General features: G+C 57.5%; 17 protein-coding genes. 7 read left to right on the forward strand and 10 right to left on the reverse strand.

Features of this window, described 5'->3' with window-relative positions; translation table 11 throughout:
- Positions 1–88 precede the first annotated feature (88 nt).
- The 3 genes from ACR3EQ_RS04005 (at position 89) to coaD (ending at position 2,069) form a co-directional block, all read left to right on the forward strand.
- Entirely contained in the window at positions 89–991 is a 903-nt protein-coding gene (locus tag ACR3EQ_RS04005) for a LysR family transcriptional regulator (RefSeq protein WP_170616845.1), read from the forward strand.
- A 63-nt stretch (positions 992–1,054) separates the two neighbouring features.
- Positions 1,055–1,492: a CBS domain-containing protein gene (locus ACR3EQ_RS04010; protein ID WP_170619007.1), complete on the forward strand. Its 438-nt coding sequence runs from the start codon at positions 1,055–1,057 to the stop codon at positions 1,490–1,492.
- Positions 1,493–1,577: 85 nt separating this feature from the next.
- Positions 1,578–2,069: a pantetheine-phosphate adenylyltransferase gene (coaD, locus tag ACR3EQ_RS04015; protein ID WP_170616849.1), complete on the forward strand. Its 492-nt coding sequence runs from the start codon at positions 1,578–1,580 to the stop codon at positions 2,067–2,069.
- On the opposite strand, the gene gap (ACR3EQ_RS04020) is transcribed toward coaD, so the two are convergent.
- From gap (ACR3EQ_RS04020) to gap (ACR3EQ_RS04030), 3 genes are all read right to left on the reverse strand, one after another.
- Positions 2,061–3,065, reverse strand: a complete 1,005-nt coding sequence (gene gap, locus ACR3EQ_RS04020; RefSeq protein ID WP_170616851.1) for a type I glyceraldehyde-3-phosphate dehydrogenase — start codon at positions 3,063–3,065, stop codon at positions 2,061–2,063. The genes coaD and gap (ACR3EQ_RS04020) overlap by 9 nt on opposite strands.
- 81 nt (positions 3,066–3,146) lie before the next feature.
- A complete protein-coding gene (locus ACR3EQ_RS04025; RefSeq protein ID WP_170616853.1) occupies positions 3,147–3,290 on the reverse strand; it encodes a hypothetical protein in 144 nt (47 codons plus the stop codon).
- 71 nt (positions 3,291–3,361) lie between these two features.
- Positions 3,362–4,363, reverse strand: a complete 1,002-nt coding sequence (gene gap, locus ACR3EQ_RS04030) for a type I glyceraldehyde-3-phosphate dehydrogenase (protein WP_170816535.1) — start codon at positions 4,361–4,363, stop codon at positions 3,362–3,364.
- A gap of 182 nt (positions 4,364–4,545) precedes the next feature.
- Between gap (ACR3EQ_RS04030) and ACR3EQ_RS04035 the strand changes: the two genes are divergently transcribed.
- The gene (locus ACR3EQ_RS04035) at positions 4,546–5,505 is read left to right on the forward strand and encodes a DUF808 domain-containing protein (RefSeq protein WP_170616857.1); all 960 of its coding nucleotides are present in this window, start codon (positions 4,546–4,548) and stop codon (positions 5,503–5,505) included.
- A gap of 56 nt (positions 5,506–5,561) precedes the next feature.
- Here the strand turns inward: ACR3EQ_RS04035 and tkt are convergent, their stop codons facing one another.
- Complete coding sequence (gene tkt, locus ACR3EQ_RS04040) at positions 5,562–7,586, reverse strand: transketolase (RefSeq protein WP_480489787.1); 2,025 nt, start codon at positions 7,584–7,586, stop codon at positions 5,562–5,564.
- Positions 7,587–7,821: 235 nt separating this feature from the next.
- Here tkt and ACR3EQ_RS04045 point away from each other — a divergent pair, with 235 nt between their 5' ends.
- The 3 genes from ACR3EQ_RS04045 to ACR3EQ_RS04055 are packed head-to-tail and all read left to right on the forward strand — an operon-like array spanning position 7,822 to position 9,358.
- A complete protein-coding gene (locus tag ACR3EQ_RS04045) occupies positions 7,822–8,619 on the forward strand; it encodes a hypothetical protein (protein WP_480489789.1) in 798 nt (265 codons plus the stop codon).
- Positions 8,619–9,014 (forward strand): cell division protein ZapA, encoded by a 396-nt coding sequence (locus ACR3EQ_RS04050; RefSeq protein ID WP_170616863.1) that lies wholly within the window; start codon positions 8,619–8,621, stop codon positions 9,012–9,014. Before ACR3EQ_RS04045 ends, ACR3EQ_RS04050 begins: the two co-directional genes overlap by 1 nt.
- 2 nt (positions 9,015–9,016) lie before the next feature.
- Entirely contained in the window at positions 9,017–9,358 is a 342-nt protein-coding gene (locus ACR3EQ_RS04055) for an MliC family protein (RefSeq protein WP_480489791.1), read from the forward strand.
- 7 nt (positions 9,359–9,365) lie between these two features.
- Here the strand turns inward: ACR3EQ_RS04055 and grxD are convergent, their stop codons facing one another.
- From grxD to ACR3EQ_RS04085, 6 genes are all read right to left on the reverse strand, one after another.
- Positions 9,366–9,728 carry a Grx4 family monothiol glutaredoxin gene (gene grxD / locus ACR3EQ_RS04060; protein ID WP_170616867.1) on the reverse strand — a complete coding sequence of 121 codons (363 nt, stop codon included), beginning with the start codon at positions 9,726–9,728 and terminating at the stop codon, positions 9,366–9,368.
- Positions 9,715–10,005: a hypothetical protein gene (locus ACR3EQ_RS04065; RefSeq protein ID WP_170616869.1), complete on the reverse strand. Its 291-nt coding sequence runs from the start codon at positions 10,003–10,005 to the stop codon at positions 9,715–9,717. Before ACR3EQ_RS04065 ends, grxD begins: the two co-directional genes overlap by 14 nt.
- Before the next feature lie 45 nt (positions 10,006–10,050).
- Entirely contained in the window at positions 10,051–10,287 is a 237-nt protein-coding gene (locus tag ACR3EQ_RS04070; RefSeq protein ID WP_170619006.1) for a BolA/IbaG family iron-sulfur metabolism protein, read from the reverse strand.
- Between the two features lie 143 nt (positions 10,288–10,430).
- Entirely contained in the window at positions 10,431–12,590 is a 2,160-nt protein-coding gene (gene purL / locus ACR3EQ_RS04075) for a phosphoribosylformylglycinamidine synthase subunit PurL (protein WP_480489793.1), read from the reverse strand.
- A 215-nt stretch (positions 12,591–12,805) separates the two neighbouring features.
- A complete protein-coding gene (locus ACR3EQ_RS04080) occupies positions 12,806–15,067 on the reverse strand; it encodes a mechanosensitive ion channel family protein (protein ID WP_170619005.1) in 2,262 nt (753 codons plus the stop codon).
- 276 nt (positions 15,068–15,343) lie between these two features.
- Positions 15,344–16,249 (reverse strand): LysR family transcriptional regulator, encoded by a 906-nt coding sequence (locus ACR3EQ_RS04085; RefSeq protein WP_170616877.1) that lies wholly within the window; start codon positions 16,247–16,249, stop codon positions 15,344–15,346.
- Positions 16,250–16,288: the final 39 nt, after the last annotated feature.

The following is a 16,288-nucleotide window of genomic DNA, read 5'->3' on the forward strand; positions in this document are numbered from 1 at the left end:
AGTAAGTTGCGCGCACAATAGGCTTGCATAAATCACTTGAACAGAGGCAATGTCTCAAAGAAGTTTTGCAAAAATGCAAAGGCCTTGGATGAACCGGAACTGGGATGATATGCGGGTGTTTCTGGCGGTGGCCCGTGAACAAAGCCTGTCTGCCGCCGGCCGCCTGTTGAAGATCGACGCTGCAACCGTTGGGCGTAGAATCGCCCGGCTGGAAACCGCGCTGGAAACACCGCTATTCTCAAAATCTCAGCAGGGATACATTCTGACCACTGCCGGCGAACGGTTGGTCGAGCATGGATTACAAGCCGAAGAGGCGATGCGGGCAGCAGCCGGAACAGTTACGGGATCCTCCAAAACGCTGAGCGGTCAGATACGGATCGGTGCACCTGATGGCAGCGCCAATTACCTGCTGCCCCAGGTCTGCGCAAAGATCTGTGATGCAAACCCGGATCTGGACATCCAGATTCTGGCCCTGCCGCGGGTCATCAATCTGTCCCGGCGCGAGGCTGACATGGCGGTTACCGTCAGCGCCCCGACGGCAGGGAAATTGCTTGTCCAGAAGATCAGTGATTACCGACTGCATCTGGTTGCCACGCAGGAATACCTGGCACAGCATGACGCCATTCATTCTGTGGACGACCTGCGAGGGCACCGGATGATTGGTTACATTCCTGATATGATCTTTGATCGTGAACTGGATTATCTCGTCGATCTTGGCGTTGACCGTGTCGCGCTTGCATCGAATTCCGTCTCAGTTCAGCTGCGCCAGGTCACGCTTGGCAGCGGCATCTGCGTCGCGCATGATTTCACGCTTCCGTTCCATCCGAACCTGCGGAAAATATTGACGGATCAGGTCAGTCTGACACGCAGTTTCCATCTGGTCCGGCACCTCGGAGATCAGCGCAATGAGCGACTGAATCGCTTTGCCGACGCGTTGACGCAGGGCATCCGCGAAGAGGTCGCGCGGCTTGAGGCTCAAGCTGCACCTTGACAGGTGCAAACATTCGGGCAAGGCTTTGAAAAAACAGTACGTTAGTCCGGAGGTTTTTTGCAAATGCTTGTACAGGCCATTCTCAAATCCAAGGCGACCAGCGGGGTAGTGACCGTTCAACCTTCGGCTACCGTGTCCGAGGCGGCCCAGATCCTTGCGGATAAACGGATCGGTACGGTGGTTGTGTCAGATGATGGCGGAGAAACAGCGGCCGGTATCTTGTCGGAACGCGACATTGTGCGCGAACTTGCCGCAAGCGGCAGCGGATGCCTGACCCAGCCGGTCAGCACGTACATGACCCGCGAGCTTGTGACCGCATCGCGGCAGGATTCCGTGCAGGACATCATGTCGCGCATGACCGAAGGGCGCTTTCGACACATGCCGGTGATAGAAGATGGCAAGCTGGTCGGCATCGTCACTTTGGGCGACGTTGTCAAAGCGCAGCTGTCCGAACTGGCGATGGAGAAAGATGCGCTGGAAGGCATGATCATGGGGCATTGATGCCCTTTGCATGTAACGGGGCCTCTTGCACCTGCGGCAGAGTTGTGTTTGCTTGCGCAGAAATTTTATTGCGCAGGAGGTCTCGATGAGGGTTGGATTATATCCGGGAACCTTTGACCCAATCACCCTGGGACATATCGACATTATCCGCCGCGCCTCGGCCCTGGTTGATAAACTGGTCATCGGCGTTGCAATCAACCGCGACAAGGGGCCGTTGTTTTCGCTGGAAGAACGCGTGGCCATGATCGAGGCCGAATGTGCCCATCTGAGCGATCAGACCGGGACCGAGATCGTCGCCCATCCATTCGAAAATCTGCTGATCGACTGCGCGCGCGATGTTGGCGCCCAGATCATTGTGCGCGGATTGCGCGCTGTGGCGGATTTTGAATATGAATTCCAGATGGTCGGAATGAACCGGGCGCTGGATGATACGGTTGAGACCGTTTTCCTGATGGCCGAGGCTCGACACCAGGCCATTGCCTCGAAACTTGTGAAAGAGATTGCCCGGCTGGACGGGGACGTATCGAAATTCGTTACGCCCCTCGTCAATGACGCCTTGCGCAAGAGGTTAGGCTAGGGCACCCATCGCGGCGGCAGTATCCAGCATCCGGTTCGAAAAGCCCCATTCATTGTCATACCACGCCAGAACCCTGACCAGTGTTCCGTCAGTGACTTTTGTTTCCGGCAGGGACACGGTCGAGCTGTGGGCATCGTGGTTGAAATCCACTGAAATCAGCGGACGGGTCTCGGCAGCCAGAACACCCGGGATCCTGGAAGCAGCACCCGTAAACAGCGCATTTACTTCGGCCTCCGTGGTTGGTCGCGACACCTCGGCGACCAGGTCAACGACCGACACATTCGGTGTGGGAACGCGAATGGCCTGGCCCGTCAGTTTGCCGGCCAGTTGGGGCAGCACGAGGCCGACAGCAGATGCTGCGCCCGTCGTAGTGGGAATCATCGACAACGCGGCGGCCCGTGACAGGTAAGGGTCCTTGCCTGCGGTATCGTGGACCGGCTGACTGGCCGTATAGGCATGCACCGTCGTCATGTTGCCATGCACAATGCCCAGCCCGGAATCCAGTGCCGCGGCAACAGGGGCCAGGCAGTTCGTTGTGCACGACGCGTTTGATACAACAGTGTCAGCGGCCGTCAGGTCTTTGTCGTTCACCCCAAATACGATTGTCTTGACCGCGCCATCACCGCGCGCAGGGGCCGAAATCAGGACCTTCTTTGAACCGTTTTCGAAGTGACGCGATGCAGCTTCGCGCGTGCGAAATACTCCAGTGCATTCAAGAACCACGTCCACATCGGACCAGTTCAGGTTTTCGGGGTCGCGTTCACTGGAAAGTCTGATCGGTCCGGATCCGACATCCAATCCGGCATCTGTCAACCGAACAGGCCGTGTGTAACGCCCATGGACGCTGTCGAATTCGAAAAGATGGGCGTTTATTTCCGGTTTTGCCAGATCGTTGATTGCCACGATCTCGACGTCTGTACGGCCTGTTTCCATGACCGCGCGCAACACACCACGTCCGATCCGCCCAAATCCGTTGATTGCCAGCTTTAGTGTCATTTTCTGCTCCGTCGATTGTGGGCCTGAATAAGGTTAGCGCTAACAAAGCCAGATAACAGGAAATGTCAAGTAAAACCTCTGTCAGCGCCAGAAAGCGAGCCAGTCGAGAAAGCTGTAGAGTTTTTTGGCAAGGAACAACAAATGTTCGGTTCCGAACAATGCAAAGTCGAGGAAGAAACCGCCGAGGATGAACAGGCCGAGCCAGATGGCGATTTGATTGGTCATTTGCGCACCGCAGGAAAAAGCCCGCCCAGATAACCTGAGCGGGCCAAAATGTTCAATAACAGTCGGCTGGTTTAGTTAAGACGACCCATTGCAACAGCGACATCCGCCATGCGGACAGAGAAGCCCCATTCATTGTCGTACCATGCCAGAACGCGGACCATACGTCCGTCGACCACGCGGGTTTGGTCCGGCGCGAAGATCGAGCTTTCCTCGGTGTGGTTGAAGTCGGTCGAGACCAGCGGCGCGGGTTCGTAGCCCAGAACGCGCTGCATCGGGCCTTGCGCCGCTTCCTGCACGATCGCGTTAACCTCTTCGACCGTGACATCGCGCGACGCACGGAAGCTGAGGTCCACGGCGGAAACGTTCGGTGTTGGAACGCGGATGGCTGACCCATCCAGACGCCCTTTCAGGTTGGGCAGAACCTCACCCAGCGCCTTGGCGGCACCGGTGCTGGTCGGGATCATCGACATGGCGGCTGCGCGGGCGCGGTATAGGTCGCTGTGGCGGCGGTCCAGGGTCGGCTGGTCACCGGTATAGGCGTGGATCGTGGTCATGATGCCGTGTTCGATGCCGATGCCTTCGTCCAGTACCTTGGCAAGCGGAGCAAGGCAGTTGGTGGTGCAGGAGCCATTGGAAACCATTTTATCCGCAGCAGTCAGACCGTTGTGGTTCACGCCAAACACGATTGTCTTGTCGACGTTTTTGCCCGGTGCCGACAACAGAACTTTCTGCGCGCCACGGTCCAGGTGGGTCTTTGCTTTAAGACCGTCATTGAACTTGCCGGTGCATTCCAGAACGACGTCACAGCCTTCCCAGTCCAGTTCGCTCATGTCGTAGGTCGAGAACATCTGCATCGGGCCGCGGCCCAGATCCATGGTGTTGCCGTTGATGGAAACGTCACGCGGGAAACGTCCGTGAATGCTGTCATATTTCAGCAGGTGTGCCGAGGTTTCCAGCGGTCCGGTGGCGTTGACCTTGATCACCTCGATGTCGTTACGGCCGGATGCCGCGATATGTGACAGGGTACAGCGGCCAATGCGGCCAAAACCATTGATACCGACCTTGATGGTCATATGACGTCTCCAAATGCGCTTGCTTTGGGGGCCATATAACGGTGAAAGCGAATTCTCAAAAGGGCAAAAATGGCATATTTTTAAGGTGTTAGCGCAAACCTCGCGCGATTGCGCTAACGCTTGCGCTAGCCGTGAGATCGGGTAGGGTCTCGATTGCGGCAGGTGACAGGAAAGGAAGCGCGATGAGTGGTCTGTTGGCCCTGTTGGACGATGTGGCAGGGATTGCCAAGGTAGCAGCAGCTTCGGTGGACGATGTGGTGGCTGCCGCCGGCAAGGCCGGGGCAAAGACCGCAGGGGTCATCATTGATGACGCGGCTGTTACTCCCAAATACGTGCAGGGCTTTGCGCCAGCACGGGAGTTGCCGATCATCTGGCGTATCGCGCGCGGCTCGATTTTCAACAAGATCATTCTGTTGCTGCCGGTGGCTTTGCTGCTGGCCAATTTCGCACCCTGGCTGATCACACCACTTTTGATGCTTGGCGGGTCATACTTGTGTTTCGAAGGGGCCGAAAAGATCTTTCATGTTCTGTTCCCGCACGGAAGCCACGCGATTGAACAGGATATGAGCGTGCGCGATCCGGGCCATCTTGAGGAACAGAAGGTCAGGGGTGCCATCAAAACCGATTTTATCCTGTCTGCTGAAATCATGACCATCGCGCTGGCGGCGATCGAGGCCCCGAACTTATGGATGCAGGCCGCAACACTGGCCGTTGTCGGGATCGGGGTGACGGTAGCGGTCTACGGCTCGGTCGCGTTGATTGTGAAAATGGACGACGTGGGACTTTATCTGGCGAAAAACGCCCCGACACCTATTGGCCGGGGGCTGGGCAGGGGACTTGTGCGGGCCATGCCTGCTGTGATGAAAACCTTGTCGATTGTGGGAACTGCCGCGATGCTGTGGGTCGGAGGTTCAATTGTAATCCACGGGATGGAAGTTCTTGGGTTTGGCTGGCTGGGCCACCACATCCATGATTGGGCCTATGCCATCGGTCATTCCGTGTCCGATCAGTGGGTTGGAGCGGTGGAGTGGATATCCAAGGCCACTATGGACGGCGTGTTCGGTTTGGTCTGGGGTCTGATCCTTATCCCGCTTGCAACCAAAGTGATAATGCCGATCTTTGGAAAGTCCGGATCTCACTGAAACCAAATGGAAAAGGGCGGCCAGAGCCGCCCTTCGCTTGTTTGTTCTGGTTGCGCTTAAAGGCCCAGAAGTTCCTTGACCTTGGCAACAGTAGCCTCGGCAGTAATACCGAAATGCTTGTAAAGCTCACCAGCCGGGGCCGAAGCGCCGAAGCTCGACATGCCGATGAAACCGACCTTGGCCTCGCGACCACGCTCGCCCAGCAGCCAGCGATCCCAGCCACCGGCGCGGACGGCGGCCTCTATGCCAACACGAACGGCACCTGCGGGCAGAACGCGTTTGCGATAGGCTTCGTCCTGTTCGGCGAACAGTTCCATGCAGGGCATTGACACGACACGGGTGCCGATGCCTTCGGCCTCGAGCATCGCCTTGGCTTCCATCGCCAGCGAGACTTCCGAACCGGTGGCGATCAGGATGGCCTGACGCTTGGCTTCCGCGTCGGCCAGAACATATGCGCCTTGTGCGGTCAGGTTTCTGGCCTTGTGGTCCTTGCGTACGGTGGGCACGCCCTGACGGGTCAGGGACAGGACCGAGGGGCTTTCTTTGAACGTCAGTGCCAGTTCCCAGGCTTCGGCTGTCTCAACCGTATCCGCGGGGCGGAACACGTAGGTGTTCGGTGTCGCGCGGGAGATCGCCAGATGCTCGACCGGCTGGTGGGTCGGGCCGTCTTCACCCAGACCGATCGAGTCGTGGGTCATGACGAAGACCGAAGGCACCTTCATCAGTGCGGCTAGGCGCATGGACGGGCGGGCATAGTCGGTGAAGGCCATGAATGTGCCGCCATAAGGGCGGATGCCGCCGTGCAGCGCCATACCATTCATCGCAGCGGCCATACCATGTTCGCGAATGCCGTAGTGAATGTAACGGCCCTTGCGGTTTTCCGGCAGGAACACGGCCATATCGGCGGATTTGGTGTTGTTCGAACCGGTCAGGTCCGCCGAGCCGCCCACGGTCTCGGTCATGATCGGGTTCACGACATTCAAAACCTTCTCGGACGAGGCCCGAGTTGCCAGTTTCGGCTGGTCTTCCGACATCTGTTTCTTGAACGAGCGGATAGCACCGGCCAGTTTTTTGGGTGCTTCAAACGCGTAGGCGCGGTTGAACTCGGCCTGCTTGCGTTCGGACAGTTGTGCAAAACGCTCTTGCCACGCGGCGCGCTCGGTCGCGCCACGGGCGCCGATGACTTCCCAGGCAGACTTCACGTTGGCGGGGATTTCGAATGCGTCATGAGGCCAGCCGTAGCCGTCTTTTGCCGCCTTCAGCTGATCCTGATCGGTTAGTGCGCCGTGCCCCTTGGACGTATCCTGCGCCGCATGACCCAGTGCGATATGGCTTTCACAGGCGATCATGGTCGGTTTGTTGGATTTCTTCGCCTGTACGATGGCGGCGTCGATAGCTTTGGGATCATGGCCATCGATTTCGATCACCTGCCAGCCCGAAGCCGTGAAACGGCGCACCTGGTCGGTGCGGTCGGCCATATCGACGGTGCCGTCGATGGTGATGTTGTTGTTGTCCCAGAACACGATCAGCTTGCTCAGCTCATGACGGCCGGCCAGAGTGATAGCTTCCTGGCTGACGCCTTCCATCAGGCAACCGTCGCCCGCTATCACATAGGTGTAGTGGTCGACGACCTTCTTGCCGTAATGCGCGCGCTGAATTTCCTCGGCCATGGCAAAGCCGACGGCGTTCGAGATGCCCTGACCCAGTGGGCCGGTGGTTGTCTCAACACCTTCGATCAGGAAGTTTTCCGGGTGGCCCGCCGTTTTTGCGCCCAACTGGCGGAAGTTCTTGATCTCATCCAGCGTCACATCTGCATGGCCGGTGAGATACAGCAGCGAATAAACCAGCATCGAGCCGTGACCCGCCGACAGAATGAACCGGTCGCGGTCGGGCCAGTTCGGGGCTGACGCATCAAACTTCAGGTGCTTTTCGAACAGTACGGTCGCAACATCGGCCATGCCCATCGGCATGCCGGAATGGCCGGAATTGGCGGCGGCGACGGCGTCGAGGGTCAGGGTGCGGATGGCCGCAGCTTTGTCCCAGTGTTCGGGGTTGGCATTGCGCAGCGCAGTCAGGTCCACGGGCGTTGTTCCTTTGGGTTACAGGCAGGTTGCGCGCTCAATAACACTCAGCCCCCAAAGTTCAAGTGGAACCGGGCATTTCATGAGGTGGCCGCTTCAAGAAGACGGTCCAAGTCGTTGAAAGCAAACAGTGGGTATTTTCCGGAACAATCCGTTAGACTAGGCACAGAAGTGGTTTGCATTGATTCGGACAAACCCGAGAGATAACGAACCTTGATAATGAGGTGACAGGGGCATGAGCCAGATCGAAGAACTACAGCGCCGCCTGACCGCCGCGATGGAGCGGATTGGCGCGGGTGTAGCGGCCATTCAGGACACAGCACCAGCCAAAGAAGGCGCAGATGACGAATTGCGCGTCGCGCTTGAAGACGAGCGTGTGGCGAATGCGCAGTTGGAAGAGCGGCTGAAATCCCTGAAAGAACGTCACGAACAGGAAGTCGACGCGATGCGCGCCGATATGGAGGCTTTGCGCAACGTTCCTGTTGATGACGCCGAGAAAACGGCACTGCGCCAACAACTTGCCGATTCCAATGACAGGCTGGCCTCGGTTGAAGCTGCGCGGGCAGAGCTTGCCGACGCCAAGGCCGCGCTGGACAACCGTGAGGAACTGGAGGCGCTGAAGGCCGAAAACACTCGGTTAAGCGCATTGAGTGGAAAGCTGCAGGAGATTGAGGCCGAAAATGCCCGGCTGCTGTCAGAGATCGCCGACACCGAGCGTCTGGAAGAACTTAACGCCGAACTGGAAATGCTGAGGGCGGAACGGTCAAGCCATGGGGCCGCGATGTCGCGGTTGGATGACGACCTGCAGCGCATGCGCAAAGCCAACGAACAGTTGCGGCGTTCGGTTGATGAGTTGCGCGCCGCCGTGCAGGACGGTCTGCCGGATGCGGAGATGCTGAACCGCGCCACAGTTGCCGAGTTGGAAGCAACGCGTGCCGCTCAGGCGACGGATGCAGCCGAGGCGCATGCGGTTCTGGCACGGCTGGAACCTTTGTTGTCACAGGCAAAGCTGGCAGAAGGTGAGGTGGAGTGATGCCCGAAGTAACCATTCATATCGGTGGTCGTGGTTTTGACGTCTCGTGCCAGGAGGGTGAAGAGCAATTTCTGCAGGCAGCGGCCCAAATGCTGGACGACGAGGCTCAGGTTCTGTCGGACCAGATCGGGCGCATGCCGGAATCACGAATGCTGCTGATGGCTGGCCTGATGCTGGCGGACAAAACCGCCGGAACCGAAGAAAAGGTCAAATCCCTTGAGGCAAAGCTCGCCGAGTTCCAAGCGGAGCTAGAGACGCTGCGAAATGCACCACCGCCGGAACCCGAGCGTGTTGAAGTGGCAGTCGTGCCGCCATCGGTGACCGACACCTTGGGAGAACTGGCTGCGCGGGCCGAAGCGCTGGCGTCAATGTTGGAAGAGAAGTCCGCGGGATGAGAATGCTGCGCAATCTGGCATGCTTTGGACTGCTGATGTCAGGATCGGCCGCTTTGGCTGAGATCGACATATTATCAGTGACTTTCACCTGCGAAAACGAAGTGCCGCTGCATGTGAGCTACTTTAATTCGACCGATGGATCAGGTGCTGCGGCGGTCATGGTCGACAACACTCTGGTCGCCATGCGCCAAGTCGAAAGCGGATCTGGGATTCGCTACGAGTCTTTGGGCACAGAGGGAACGTATATTCTGCGTTCCAAGGGCTGGAACGCTTCGATCAGCTATCTGGCGGCAGGAAGCGCCGCCAGTGAGCAGGTCATTTATCAGGAATGCAGCAGCCGGTAAGCGCCGATCAGGCGTTTGCTTCGCGGATTTTGTCGGCTGCTTCCTTGTTGTAGCCGACGCCGTTTTCGTCAAACAGCGTGTCCAGTTCACCCGACAGGGTCATTTCTGTAACGATGTCACAGCCGCCTACGAACTCGCCTTTGACGAAAAGCTGCGGCACGGTCGGCCAGTCGGAATAGTCCTTGATGCCCTGACGCACTTCTTCGTCGGCCAGAACGTTCACGTCGGTGTAGTCAACACCCATATAGTTCAGAACACCGGCCACACGAGACGAGAAACCACATTGCGGCATTTCCTTGGTGCCCTTCATGTACAGCACCACATCATTGGCTTTGACGGTTTCGTCGATCTGGGTCTTAACGTCGCTCATCTTGCTTGTCCTCTTCACCCGCATCCGGGGCGGTTGTTTCGTTTTGTGGGGCCTCTGGACCCCATCCTTCCGCTTCGAGCCGCCGATGCTCGGCCTGCGCCAAAGACAACGGATCCAGCCCGTATCTCTCTATTCCGCCCACCTGGCTGATTTCGTCCGGATCAGGACGGATATCGGCCAGCGAGCGTTTCTTGTTGCGCTTCAAATAGGCTTCAATAAGCGCTGCGGCAACAATCAATCCAACTACAATGCAAACGCCAAGCATCAGATCACTCATGTTCAGGCCTCCACTGGGGTTTGCGAGTGATGACGCCGGGTCTGATCATTCCGGAATTTTTGTAGTCAACGCCAGCGCGTGCAGCTCACCATCCGGGCCATCCATTTTGCCTTTCAACGCGGCGTAAACTGCGCGCTGTTGCTGCACTCTGTTCTTTCCGCGAAAGCTTTCGTCAACGACCATGGCAGACATATGAACACCATCATGCCCGCCAACCTGAATCTCCGCATCCGGAAAGGCTTCGCGCAGCAGGTGTTCGATTTCGTGGGCGCTCATTGGCATAAAGGTTACTCCTGAAGGTCTTTCCCAAGATGTAGAGCGATGCGCAGGGGCGTGCAAGGTGCCTCGGGGGTACCCCGTTTACAAATCCCGCGCCCGGTCGCGCGCGCAGGATTTCTGAATTTAGGATGTATGCAGGGTGGGCTTCAGGCCACCGCAGCGGCAAAGCTGCCACGGAAGATATCCGCCAGTTCCGACAGCGGCGCTTCCGAACTTCCGATCCTGACAGCATCGCCCGTGAACCTGCCAACCGAGACCAGAGGGACTCCGGCTTGACCGGCGGCGATCATCAGCGCCTCGGCCTGATCGAAGTTGCAGGCGACCAGATAACGGGCCTGATCTTCACCGAACAGGAACTCGGTCGACGCCTCGTCCAACTGAACGCCGACGCCAGACGCTTCGGCCAGTTCGAAAGCGGCCAGAGCAAGGCCGCCGTCGGCCAGATCGGTACACGCCTTGATCATGTTGCGGTTGGCGCGGATGAAATCACCGTTGCGGGCCTCAGCCGCCAGATCGACATGGGGCGCATCACCGTCTTCACGGTTGAACACCTCGGCCAGCAGGGCGGACTGACCCAGATGGCCTTTGGTTTCGCCGATGATCAGTGCCACATGCCCTTCGCGGACTTCGTTGCCGATGATCTCGTCAGAATTCAGCAGCAGACCCACGGCGCCAATTGTCGGGGTCGGCAGGATCGCTTGACCGTCGGTTTCATTGTAAAGCGACACGTTGCCGGACACGATGGGCATGTCCAGCGCGCCAACGGCTTCGCCGATGCCCTGAATGGCGCCGACAAACTGGCCCATGATCTCGGGCTTTTCCGGGTTGCCGAAATTCAGGTTGTCGGTCGTGGCCAGCGGCTTGGCCCCAACGGCTGTCAGGTTGCGATAGGCTTCGGCCACGGCCTGCTTGCCGCCTTCAACCGGGTTGGCGCGCACATAGCGCGGGGTAACGTCCGAGGTGAAGGCCAATACCTTGTCAGTGCCATGAACGCGAACCATGCCAGCGCCCAATCCCGGTGTGCGGGTGGAATCCGCCATCACCATGGTGTCGTACTGTTCATAAACCCATTGCTTGCCCGCGTAGTTGGGAGAGGACAGCAGGGCCTTCAATCCGTCGATCGGATCGATCTGTGGCACGTCGGCCAGTTCCTCGGCCTCCGGCGTCGGCTCCCACGGGCGGTCATATTCCGGTGCGGTCGAGGACAGTTTCGACAGGACAAGGTCAGCTTTGACTTCGCCATTGTGCATAATCAGGAAGCGGTCTTCGGCAATCGTTTCACCAACGATCGCGAAATCCAGATCCCATTTTTCGAATACTGCACGGGCTTGGGCCTCAAGTTCCGGCTTGAGGACCATCAGCATCCGTTCCTGGGATTCCGACAGCATCATTTCATACGCGGTCATGTCTTCTTCGCGCTGAGGCACGTTTTCCAGATCCAGACGCACACCAAGGCCGCCCTTGTCGCCCATTTCAACAGCCGAACAGGTCAGACCGGCCGCGCCCATGTCCTGGATCGAAATCACCGCGCCGGTCTGCATCAATTCCAGCGTTGCTTCCATCAGACGCTTTTCGGTGAAAGGGTCACCAACCTGCACGGTGGGGCGTTTTTCTTCGATGGTGTCATCGAATTCAGCCGAAGCCATTGTCGCACCGCCAACGCCATCGCGGCCGGTTTTGGCTCCCAGATAAACGACAGGCATACCGATGCCCGATGCGGCAGAATAGAAGATCTTGTCGCTGTCAGCGAGGCCGGCGGCGAACGCGTTCACAAGGCAGTTGCCGTTATAGGCAGGGTGAAAACGGACTTCGCCGCCCACACAGGGCACACCGAAACAGTTGCCGTAGCCGCCGATCCCTTCAACCACGCCGTTGACCAGTTGGCGTGTCTTGTGGTGGCCCGGCTCTCCAAAGGACAGTGCGTTCATCGACGCAATGGGACGCGCACCCATGGTGAATACATCGCGCAGAATGCCACCCACGCCGGTCGCCGCCCCTTGGTAGGGCTCGATATACGAGGGGTGGTTGTGGCTTTCCATTTTGAAGACGACGGCCTGACCGTCGCCGATATCCACCACGCCCGCATTCTCACCAGGGCCGCAAATGACCTGAGGCCCCGAGGTGGGCAGCGTGCGCAGCCATTTCTTCGAGGACTTGTAGGAACAGTGTTCGTTCCACATGGCCGAAAAGATGCCAAGCTCGGTAAATGTCGGCTCGCGCCCGATGATCTCCAGGATCATGTCATATTCTTCGGGTTTCAACCCGTGTGCTGCAATCAGATCCGGGGTGATGGCGGGCTCTTGCATGGTTTGTCCTGTGTCCGAGATGGCCGAGATTGCGCGCCTTTTAGGCCATGGGCGCGCCCGTGGGAAGGGTCAAGACCGCGCAGGGCGCAAGAACCGGGCCGAAAGCTAGGAGGAGAGCAATTACCCGGGCAAAAAAGAACCGGCGCGGTGCGCCGGTTCTTCAAGAATTTGGTCCAAAACCCGACAGCTAGGGCAGCTACCGCGCGCAGAGCTTATCAAGCACCACCTTGCTGCTTGTTCAACGAGTCAGCAGCGGCGGCGCCAACTGCGGCCTTTTGCTCTTCGGTCAGGGTTTCCGCCTCTTCCAGGCCGGGGATCGCAACACGGACTTCGCGGCGGGCAAAGTCGATTCCGTTTTCGTTGAAGGCAGCCTTGACCCGGTTGAAGATTTCCTTGCGCAGCGTGAACTGCTTGCCCGGTTTGGCCATGAACTTGCCTCGGATGATCATCCCGACATCGTCAAAGTCGAACACACCCTGAGATTTGAAGGGCTGCAAGAAACCTTCCTTGTGAGTTTCGTCCGCCATCATATCGGCCCCGATCTTCTTGAAGATCTTCTTGACCTTGTTGGGGTCAGTGTCGAATGGCACCGTGAACTTCAGTTTCATGATGACCCAGTCACGGCTGAAATTCGTCAGCTTCTGAATTTCACCATAAGGGATCGTGTGAACCGGCCCGCGATGGTGGCGCAATTGCATCGAACGGATCGAGATCTTTTCGACGGTTCCCATAGTGCCGCCCACATCCACGTATTCACCAACGCGGAAGGCGTCATCGATCAGGAAGAAGATGCCGCCGACAATGTCGGCAACCAGCTTCTGCGCACCAAAGCCGATGGCCAGGCCGAGAACACCGGCACCGGCGAGGAGCGGCGTGATGTTGACGCCCAGTGCCCCGAGCGCCAGCAGGCCGAAGATGACGGCAATCGTCACCTGCGCGGTGATGCGCAGCAATGGCAGAACGGTCGCCAGACGCGAGCCGCCCGCACCGCCGCCTTCGCCACCGGCTTCTTCGTCCAAAGCTTCGGCGGCTGTCTGTTCTTTGGCCAGACGACGGTTGATCCAAAGCGAGACGACCTCGTTCATGATATAACCGACGGCAATAATCAGCAGAAACTCGATCACGGCCCCACCAACTTCGGCGCCGATGCCAGCGGAAGCGACATGCCGCAAATCCAACTGCCATGCCTGCGCAATCATCATCACGACAAACAGGCCTGCCAGAACACGGCCGATGCGGATATAGCTGCGCTTGGTCGACCGATAAGCGCGTTCGGCAAGCGGGCCTTCGCCGGACATCGGCGGTTGCAGATGGCGCACCAATCCACGGATCAGAGTGTCGAGGGCGGGTGCAATCAGCAACCAGAACATAGTCGTGAAATGCGGGCCTTTGACCAACAGCGCCAGGATTGCCGGGTCGCGCTGTGCGGCAAGGTACTCGACCAGCAGCCAGGTCACCGCCGAAACGCCGATTGCGAAGTACGGATAATATTGCGCGACTTCTTCATCGAATTTTGTGTGATCCGGATCGGTGCCCAGCATCATCTGCGACAGGCCCTCGCGCGCGGTCCAGGCGATCACGCCAATGTAGATATGAATAGCGCTATTTAGCCAGAAACCGATGCGGGTATCGCCGGGAGTGATACCGTTCAAACCATTAAAGCGGACAACGAACAGCGTAACCCCAATCAGGATCAGCAAACCAATCAGATTCCGATGCAGGTATTTTGCCCAGTGATCGTCAATGTTGACCAGTCTGAATTTTGGGTTGTTTGGTGCCATAATGAACCGCGACGCCGCCGCGCCCAATCGCGGGATCCAGATAAGATAGAATACGAAAGGGCCCGCAAATTTGAGCTGCTCGGGTGTCAAAAGGATCCGGCCCAGAGTCCGGATGACGATATAAAAAACAATCAACCCGGCGATCTCGCGGCAAAACCGGCGGAACAAAAAGCTCACGGCACCCCAAAGGTCGGCCTCATCCCCGACTTCGGTGTGTTTGTGCCATCTTCTGGTTAAAAGATCGAACAACTTTTCAGCTATGAATCCCACAACCAGAACGCTTGCGACCAGCCCGATCAAAGTAAGCACACCGGTCGATCCGAGAGTTTCGGAAAAGTTGCTAAATGCTTTAACCTGCGCGCTGAAAATGTTTGGAAGTGTCGTCAGAACATTAGTCCATGAGGCAACCATCGCCGCCCATATTTCGTTGATTTCGGTCAGCGGGTCTTCCTGTCCTTCTGCCTCCTTGGCCCTCTTCTCGGCTACGGCATCCAACCGCTCTAACAAAAGGGCGCGCACCTGATCGTCAGACATGCGCGCAACCAAATCGTCCACCTGCTCGGGGCTCAGGTCATCAGGAACGACCGGGGCCGCCACCGTAGAGGATGAGCCTGTGTCAGACTCCTGAGCCAGCGCCGTACCCACAATAAACACGGATACGATCATCGCCAGCATTAGGCGAAGCAGATTGAACATGAGATTTCCCTCGAAAGTAGAAAATTTTTGTTTTCCGGCAGCATAGAGGGAGTGTGGAACGATTCCCAGAAAAATTGGCTTGTTTTCAGAGGGCTTGGCTTTCGGGCCAAAAAAAAGGCCGAGCAATAAGCTCGGCCGTAGTCCAACAGGGAGGTATGAAGATGATGAGCGTTTCAGCATCACCGCCTTCGAGTGCTCATTTAGTGTGCGGTTTTCTTTCGTTCAAGATTTACTAGGCTGTTTGCTGCTCATGCCCGCTATGCCAAATGTGCATAGCTACAGTTTTCCCAGCCTCTTCAACTGTTTCCGCTGTTCGATGATCTCATCCTGAACGAAATCCCGGAAGGCAGCGACACGTTTCGAGTGACGCAATTCCTCGGGGTATGCGAGATAGACCGGAACTTCGGCGCTTTCGATATCTGCCAGGATAGAAATCAGATGCGGAAAGTTCTGCGTGACATAGTCGGGCAAAACACCGATGCCAAGGTTATGCAGTACACCTTGTAAAACCCCGAAGTAGTTGTTGACCGTCAGCAGGGAGCTGGGGTTGTGCGTCATTAAATGCCTGACCATTGCTGCGCTGGCGCCGACCTGCGGCGCGGCGGGGGTCTGGCAAATTAGCCGGTGATTGGAGATTTCCTCAATCGTTGCAGGTGAGGGATGTGTGTCCAGGTATTCCTTGGTTGCATAAAGCTGCATTTGGACGGTCATAAGGCGTTTTCGTACAAGATCCGCCTGGCTGGGTTCTTTCATACGGATGGCAACATCGGCCTCGCGCATGGGAAGGTCCAGAACCCGTTCTTCCAACATCAGGTCGATGTTCAGGTCGGGATATTGTTCATATAATTTCGGCAGCCTAGGGGCCAGCCAAAGGGTTCCGAAACCGAAAGTGGTTGTTACTCGAAGAACCCCAAACACTTCTTCTTCACTATCGCGGATGCGCGCGGCGGCAGCGTCCAGACGTTTGGACATGGCCGAGGTCGCATCGAACAGCAATTCGCCCTGTTCGGTCAGAATCAGACCTCGGGCATGGCGATGAAACAAGGTGGCATCGAGTGATTCTTCCAGAGCGCGGATTTGGCGGCTGACGGCCGATTGGGACAGGTTAAGCTTGTCTCCGGCGTGCGTCAGGCTGCCCGCGTCTGCAACCGCGTGAAATATCCTAAGCTTGTCCCAGTCCATCGCCGCAACTTTCGTTATCCTAAGGAAGCCCTATATGAA

The sequence above is a fragment of the Ruegeria sp. AN11 genome (genome assembly GCF_056536005.1).